Source organism: Fibrobacter sp. UBA3629, from assembly GCF_002374005.1.
GTDB lineage: Bacteria > Fibrobacterota > Fibrobacteria > Fibrobacterales > Fibrobacteraceae > Fibrobacter.
Genome location: NZ_DFLC01000012.1, coordinates 20,157 through 26,927, shown reverse-complemented (window position 1 = coordinate 26,927; position 6,771 = coordinate 20,157). Strand labels below are relative to the sequence as shown.

Sequence of the window (6,771 nt, the reverse complement as noted above, 5' to 3'; positions counted from 1 at the left end):
AGTTCCTTGTAGCGAATCTTGTTCATGACCACCGTAAGGCGGGCCATTTCCTTTTCAAGAATCTTGCGGCGGTTTTCAAAAAGGGACAGCCTTTGGGAAAGCGTAGAATCGCCCTCGTTGAACCACTCGATGTACTGGCGGATTTCCTTGATTTGCAGTCCCGAATCCTTGAGGCATTCAATCATGGTAAGCCAGCGAAGGTCTTCGTCGCTGTAGGCCCGCACGCCCGAGGCGTTCTTCTTGACAAAGGGAAGCAGGCCCTCTTTTTCGTAATAGCGCAGGGTATAGGCCGAAAGTCCTGTTTTCTTGACGACATCACCTATGGAGTAACTCATATTTACAAAATATAAATATTTTCGCCCAAATGATAGAGTTAGAGCCAACTCTAAATTAAATTTTTCAACTTTTTTCACAAAAACTCAACACCTAGAGTAAACTCTAAGTATTATATTTCTTATAGAACTTATTCAAAAGGAGATTTTATGGCCTGTTTTGTCGTGCCCATGGCCGAAGCGGTCGTCACCACCATCGCAACCCTCGTGTTGCAGCAGACCGACAAGTCTAAAAGTGAATCCAGAAACCTTGAAGCCGCGGTTTCTGGCGGTCCGCAACCCTTCTATAAAAGCCTGCGCCTGCTTGCCCGTATGCTCTGGCTCGTGACTGGCGTCCTAATTATCGACCATGTCATGAACGGAGAACTCATGTGGAGTTATCCCTTCTTTACCGCTGCCACAAGCCCCGAAGGTGTTTCCGAGATGGTGCGGGAAATGTCAACGGTAGGCGTTGCCATGTCGGCATTTATCACGTCCGTATGGGCGGTGATGATTATCGCACGCAAGTACAAGGCCCAAACCCTCGCCAAGGCCGAGGTCCACACTAACCACTAAATAAGCAACTGCCTGGATTCTATCGAACCTTCGGTTCTCCAGAATGACAGGCTCAAGGTAAACTATGGACAGAAGAGACTTTTTAAAAACCGCAGGCGCAGCAGCACTCGCTTCCGCCGTATTCACACCCGCTTTCGCGAAAGGGAAATCCATGGAACAGAAGGAACCCGGAAAGGACGTTTCCAACGTCTATTTCACCAAGGACCTGAGTGCCGCCGGCCTCATCAAGTTGTACAAGAAAATCAACGAGGGCATTACCGGACGCGTGGCCATCAAGCTCCACACCGGCGAAAAGAACGGCCCCAATATCCTGCCTCGCGAATGGGTCAAGGAATTCCAGGCACAGGTTCCCAACTCCAAGATTGTGGAGACCAACACCTGGTACGAAGGCGACCGGTACACTACCGAACAGCACCGCGAAACCCTCAAGGTGAACGGCTGGACCTTCTGCGACGTGGATATCATGGACGAAGATGGCGAAGTGATGCTTCCCGTAAAGGACGGCCTCATTTTCAAGGAAATGTCCATGGGTGCACACATCAAGAATTACGACTCCATGATCGTGCTGACACACTTCAAGGGCCACGCCATGGGCGGTTTTGGCGGTTCCATGAAGAACATCGCCATCGGTTGCGCGGGCGGACGCCTGGGCAAGAAGATGATTCACGAATACGTGAAGGGCGGCCCCACCAAGATGGAACCGGGCGGCACGGCAGGCTGGAAAACCAGCGGAGCCCTGTTCATGGAAACCATGGCCGATTCCGCAAAGGCAACCTGTGACTTTTTCAAGGGTCACATCTGCTTTATCAACGTGCTGCGCCGCATGTCCGTAGACTGCGACTGCGCAGGGCTTTCTGCAGCGGAACCCAAGTGCCGTGACATCGGCATCCTTGCCTCCACAGACATCGTGGCGGTGGACCAGGCCAGCGTTGACATGGTCTACAAGCTCCCGCCCAAGGAACTTCACGACCTCAAGGAACGCATCGAGACCCGCGAGGGCCTACACCAGCTGCCCGCCATGGAAAAGCTGAAGATGGGTAACCGTAAATACAGGATTATCGAACTGTAGCCTAGTTCGCGACGGCACCGTAGATAAATTCTCGTCACCGTCGCGGATTATGTTATATTTCTAAGAAAAGGCAGGTAAAATATGTCCCTTGGAATTCCAGAAATAATTCTGATTGTGGTCGTGGTGCTCCTTTTGTTCGGGGCAAAACGCATTCCTGAACTCGCACGTTCTTTGGGCAAGGCCCAGAACGAATACAAGAAGGCGAAAGACGCCCTGAAGGAAGAAGCCGAAGACCTGCAGAAGACGGTGGAAAAAGCCGCTGAGGCAGAAGATAAGAAAGGCTGATGACCTCCAAACAGGATCAAGAGGCTACGCTGATTTCGCATTTGGAAGCGCTCCGACGGGCGCTTTTGCGTTCTATTATCGCCCTTGCCATCGGCATCGTGCCCCTGTTCCTTGTTTCGCCCTACGTTCTGGACTGGTTCTGTAAGCAAATTGCCCTGCAGGGCGGCGTCACGCTCCACTACTTTTCCCCGATGGAAGTGTTCCTGCTGCAGCTCAAGATTTCTGCTCTCCTGGACTGCATGCTGTTTTCGCCCTACATCGCCTGGAACATGTGGCAGTTCGTGCTTCCTGCTCTATACGACAACGAAAAGCGATTCATCCGCTCCATCGTGGCCATGACCAGCGGGCTCTTTATCGCGGGCGTCGCCTTCTGCCTTGTCGTCTGCTTCCCGCTGATTGTGCAGTTCGGCATGAGCTTTGCAAGCACGACATTGCAACCCGTATTCGGAGTCTCTAACCTGGTAACACTCGCGCTCTGGCTTTCGCTTGCCTTCGGATGCATGTTCCAGTTTCCGCTGGTGACCTACGCGCTAATCCGTGCGGGCATCGTGAATTACGAGACCGTCTGCAGCAAGCGCCCCTACGTGGTGGTGGCAATCCTTGTGCTAGCGGCCCTCCTCACTCCCCCCGACGTTGTTAGCCAATTGTTGCTCGGAGTCCCGACGTACCTGCTCTTCGAAGCGGGTCTCCTGGCAGCCAGGCGTTACAAGGGGCGCGCCTTGAAAGAAGTCCATCCTGAAAACGCCCCGAACATCGCACCACGAGATTCGACCGCAACCGCGACGGAATCGGAGCCTGCGCAAACTACAGCGACGAAAGCCGAAACCGACTCCCCCGCAGCCGACGACATCGACTTCGCGGCACCTTCTTCCAAGTTCCAGGTCGGCGCAGAAAAAGACGCCGACAACTGGAAACCTTATTGATTTTAGAAAAATTTATTTGTCTTAGAGTCAACTCTAAGTGGTATATTAGAAGTATGAAAAAGTTTGTTTCAAAAGATTCCTTTGAAGACCTCGGTTTTGCCAAGCTGGACGTGAGCCGCGAATCGCGCACAGGCACTAGCGAGGCCGTTTATTGCGCAGGCAAGACTTCGGAACAGCTCCTGAAAATTCTTAGAAAGTTCCGGGACAAAGGCATCCGCGTGCTCGGGACCCGCTGCAGCAAGGAACAGGCGGAATTCATCGCAAATGCAGGTGAGAAAATCTGCTACGACGAACTTTCCTGGACGATTTCGCTGGCCGATGAAATTCCGGCTAGTCGGAAGCGCGGGCGTTCCGGCGGCAAGGCATCGCAAACGGCTGCAAAACTCGGGCCCGTGGCCGTATGTTGCGCAGGAACGGCGGACCTGCCTATTGCCGAAGAAGCCGCCAAGACTCTGGAATTTAACGGCGTGAAGGTCGTGCGCCAATACGACGTAGGGATTGCGGGGCTGCACCGCCTACTTTCGAAGGTGGAGGAAATCCGCAAGGCTTCGGTGGTTATCGCCGTCGCCGGAATGGAAGGCGCGCTCCCCGGCGTGATTGCCGGACTCGTGAGAGCACCCGTGATTGCCGTGCCCACATCGGTCGGGTACGGGGCATCCTTCGGCGGGATCAGCGCACTGCTCACCATGCTCAACACCTGCGCCGAGGGCGTGACGGTGGTAAATATCGATAACGGTTTCGGGGCGGCCATCGCCGCATTCCGCATGCTACAAATTAAATAATCGAGTTTTTGACCATCGACCCTAATCACCAACCACTAATCACTATTTTTATGAAATATCTCTATCTCGACGGCTCTTGCGGTATCAGCGGCGACATGACGGTTGCCGCACTTCTTGGACTTGGCGCATCACGCGAAAAAATGGATGCAGCCATTGCGGGGCTCGGCCTAGAGGGCGTCCACGTCCATGTGGAGAATTCAAAGAGTTACAGCATTGCGGGGCTTTCTTTTGCGGTGCATGTTCACGGTCACGATGCTGACCACGTGCATTCTCACGAAGAAGGGTATGTAGAGCATCATCATCACCATGAACATGGCGAACATTGTCACGGCGCCTCGACAAACTCGGCAACATTGCATCATCACGAACATCGGCACTTGTCCGAGGTTTACGAGATTCTGGACCGCGCAGCAAATGCAGGGGCAGTCACTCCCCACGCCCTTGAAACCGCGAAAAAGATTTTCCGCATCATTGCCGAAGCCGAGGCGAAGGCACACGGCGTGCCCGTAGAAGAAGTCCATTTCCACGAAGTGGGTGCCATTGATTCCATCGTTGATATCTTGGCGGTAGCCGTCCTTGCCGATGACCTTGGTATAGAGAACTGCATCGTTACAGGGCTCAACGAAGGCTCTGGCTTTGTGGAAACGCAACATGGCCAATTGCCGATTCCCGTGCCTGCGGTTGCGCACATTGCAGAAGCTGCGGGCATCGCGCTTCACATCACCGAAACGAAAGGCGAAATGGTCACCCCAACGGGAGCGGGCATCGTGGCGGCCCTCCGGACAAGCGAACGCCTCCCCGCAAGCTACAAGATTTTAAAATCGGGCGTGGGTCTCGGCAAGCGCGATTTCGGGCGTGCGAACTTCTTGCGGGCGCAAATCATCGAGGACGCCGCAAACGACAAATGCGGCGACGCAACATCCACTACCACAGGCTGCACCCCCGCAGATTGCAACGTTTTCCAAATTGAAGCGAACATCGACGATTCCACTCCCGAAGAACTGGGCTACGCCATGGACAAACTCTTCGAGGCGGGGGCCCGCGACGTCCATTTTATCCCCTGCTACATGAAGAAGAACCGCATGGGCACTCTCCTGTGCGCCCTCGCCGACAGCGAGCACCTGGCTGCCGTAGAGAAAACGATTTTCTTGCATACATCGACCGTCGGCGTGCGCCGTTTCCCCGTAGAACGCACCTGCATGGCCCGCAGCACCTTCGAAGTCGAAACGGAATTCGGCAAGGTTCGCGTCAAGAAGTCCGTTTGGGGCGGCATCGAAAAAATCAAGCCCGAATTTGACGACCTGAAAGCATGCGCCGACAAGGCGGGCGTTCCCATCCGCGAAATCCAGAAAGCGGTCGAGAAGAAACTGTTCTAAAAATGAATTGTCAAGCCGCAATTTTGTATTTTACTTTATATGGAAAGCTTGAGCCAAAAGTTTGAAAAACTGAAAACCCTCCTGTGCGAAATGGACCGCGTCTCCATCGCGTTTTCTGCCGGCGTAGATTCCACGTTCCTTGCGAAAGTCGCCCACGACACGCTGGGCAGCAACATGGTCGCCTACACAGTCCAGGCGGGAATGGTCCCCGAGCGCGAAATCGCATTTTCCCGAGAGTTCTGCAAGTTGCACGGAATCCCGCAGCAACTGATAGAAGTTGACGAAATGCAGGTAGAAGGCTTTGTCGAAAACTCCAGGGAACGTTGCTACTTCTGCAAGCGCAACCTGTTTTCGAAAATTGCAGAACGCGCAAAGGCAGCAGGATTTTCAACCGTCTGCGAAGGCAGCAATGCCGACGACATTCACGACTACCGCCCGGGAATGCGCGCCCTCCAGGAACTAGGCATCAGGAGCCCCCTCCTGGAATGCGGACTCACAAAAGCGGACATCCGCGAACTTTCGCACCAACTGGATTTACCCACGTGGGACAAGCCTTCCTTCGCCTGCCTCGCAAGCCGCATCCCTTACGGAGAACCCATTTCCCGAGAAAAACTTTCCATGATATCAAATGCGGAGCAACTGCTTTTTGAACTGGGCTTCAAGCAGTTCCGCGTGCGCCTGCATGGCAACCTCGCCCGCATCGAGGTATTGCCGGAAGATTTCGACAAGGTTCTAGAAAAGCGCGACCAGATTCTCGCAGCCTTCAAGAAAATCGGATTTACCTACATCTCGCTAGACCTGCAGGGCTTCCGCAGCGGCAGCCTGAACGAGACTTTAGCCACAAAGTAATTTTAGCCCACTATTGGGCGTTCCCCGGCCAGGGGCCGGGGCGGGTGCTGCTCGCCTCTCGTCACCCCGGACCTGATCCGGGGTCGGCTCATCGAGCCGCTTGCGCGTCTCGCCACCGCACGGCGGTGCGACGCCCCCTAACGCGATTCCAGTGTGGAATGTGTAGTGTGGGGGTCCTAAAATGGGCTAATTTCTCCGTATTTTTTGAGAAAAATAACCTATAAAGCCTTAAAAATTATATATTAACATTAAAGTCACTTGCATTCATACAGAATACATTTGTATATTTTGTAAATACGGAGGTATACCATGCAGAGCACATTGCTACAAGTCAGGGTGGACGAAAAGACCCGTTCCGCAGCAGGGAGCATTTTCGAAAGACTCGGTATAGACCTGCCGACAGCCGTCCGAATGTTCCTTGCCCGCACCATTCTCGAAAACGGCATTCCTTTCAGCATGAAACTCCGCCCGACCGCACCCGACGATGTCCTTGAAGCCATGAAGCAGGCTTCGCAGTCCGCCGCCGATGCAGGAGTCGCCGACATGACCCTTGAAGAAATCAACGCCGAAATCGCACAGGCGCGGGCAGGCAAATGAAGT

At 53.8% G+C, this 6,771-nt stretch carries 9 protein-coding genes; 8 read left to right on the top strand and 1 reads right to left on the bottom strand.

The features are described 5' to 3' along the window. A partial coding sequence (locus B2310_RS03770) for a MerR family transcriptional regulator (protein ID WP_290728796.1) occupies positions 1-335 on the bottom strand: 335 nt, incomplete at its 3' end. 147 nt (positions 336-482) lie between these two features. Here B2310_RS03770 and B2310_RS03765 point away from each other — a divergent pair. The 8 genes from B2310_RS03765 (at position 483) to B2310_RS03730 (ending at position 6,768) form a co-directional block, all read left to right on the top strand. Next, the gene (locus B2310_RS03765; protein WP_290728794.1) at positions 483-887 is read left to right on the top strand and encodes a hypothetical protein; all 405 of its coding nucleotides are present in this window, start codon (positions 483-485) and stop codon (positions 885-887) included. 64 nt (positions 888-951) lie between these two features. Further along, entirely contained in the window at positions 952-1,956 is a 1,005-nt protein-coding gene (locus B2310_RS03760) for a DUF362 domain-containing protein (protein ID WP_290728792.1), read from the top strand. An 81-nt stretch (positions 1,957-2,037) separates the two neighbouring features. Next, entirely contained in the window at positions 2,038-2,241 is a 204-nt protein-coding gene (locus tag B2310_RS03755) for a Sec-independent protein translocase subunit TatA/TatB (protein ID WP_072980837.1), read from the top strand. Further along, complete coding sequence (gene tatC / locus B2310_RS03750) at positions 2,241-3,164, top strand: twin-arginine translocase subunit TatC (RefSeq protein ID WP_290728789.1); 924 nt, start codon at positions 2,241-2,243, stop codon at positions 3,162-3,164. The genes B2310_RS03755 and tatC overlap by 1 nt, the downstream gene beginning before the upstream one ends. 53 nt (positions 3,165-3,217) lie before the next feature. Then, on the top strand, positions 3,218-3,946 hold the full coding sequence (larB, locus tag B2310_RS03745) for a nickel pincer cofactor biosynthesis protein LarB (protein WP_290728787.1): 729 nt from the start codon (positions 3,218-3,220) through the stop codon (positions 3,944-3,946). Between the two features lie 50 nt (positions 3,947-3,996). Next, the gene (larC, locus tag B2310_RS03740) at positions 3,997-5,322 is read left to right on the top strand and encodes a nickel pincer cofactor biosynthesis protein LarC (protein WP_290728785.1); all 1,326 of its coding nucleotides are present in this window, start codon (positions 3,997-3,999) and stop codon (positions 5,320-5,322) included. Positions 5,323-5,361: 39 nt separating this feature from the next. Next, a complete protein-coding gene (larE, locus tag B2310_RS03735; protein ID WP_290728783.1) occupies positions 5,362-6,171 on the top strand; it encodes an ATP-dependent sacrificial sulfur transferase LarE in 810 nt (269 codons plus the stop codon). Positions 6,172-6,480: 309 nt separating this feature from the next. Beyond that, positions 6,481-6,768 carry a type II toxin-antitoxin system RelB/DinJ family antitoxin gene (locus B2310_RS03730; protein WP_290728781.1) on the top strand — a complete coding sequence of 96 codons (288 nt, stop codon included), beginning with the start codon at positions 6,481-6,483 and terminating at the stop codon, positions 6,766-6,768. Positions 6,769-6,771: the final 3 nt, after the last annotated feature.

Bases quoted from the DNA above. Each gene is read 5' to 3' on its own strand.
- larB (WP_290728787.1), top strand. From the start codon at position 3,218: ATGAAAAAGTTTGTTTCAAAAGATTCCTTTGAAGACCTCGGTTTTGCC.
- B2310_RS03730 (WP_290728781.1), top strand. From the start codon at position 6,481: ATGCAGAGCACATTGCTACAAGTCAGGGTGGACGAAAAGACCCGTTCC.
- tatC (WP_290728789.1), top strand. From the start codon at position 2,241: ATGACCTCCAAACAGGATCAAGAGGCTACGCTGATTTCGCATTTGGAA.
- B2310_RS03755 (WP_072980837.1), top strand. From the start codon at position 2,038: ATGTCCCTTGGAATTCCAGAAATAATTCTGATTGTGGTCGTGGTGCTC.
- B2310_RS03765 (WP_290728794.1), top strand. From the start codon at position 483: ATGGCCTGTTTTGTCGTGCCCATGGCCGAAGCGGTCGTCACCACCATC.
- B2310_RS03760 (WP_290728792.1), top strand. From the start codon at position 952: ATGGACAGAAGAGACTTTTTAAAAACCGCAGGCGCAGCAGCACTCGCT.
- larE (WP_290728783.1), top strand. From the start codon at position 5,362: ATGGAAAGCTTGAGCCAAAAGTTTGAAAAACTGAAAACCCTCCTGTGC.
- larC (WP_290728785.1), top strand. From the start codon at position 3,997: ATGAAATATCTCTATCTCGACGGCTCTTGCGGTATCAGCGGCGACATG.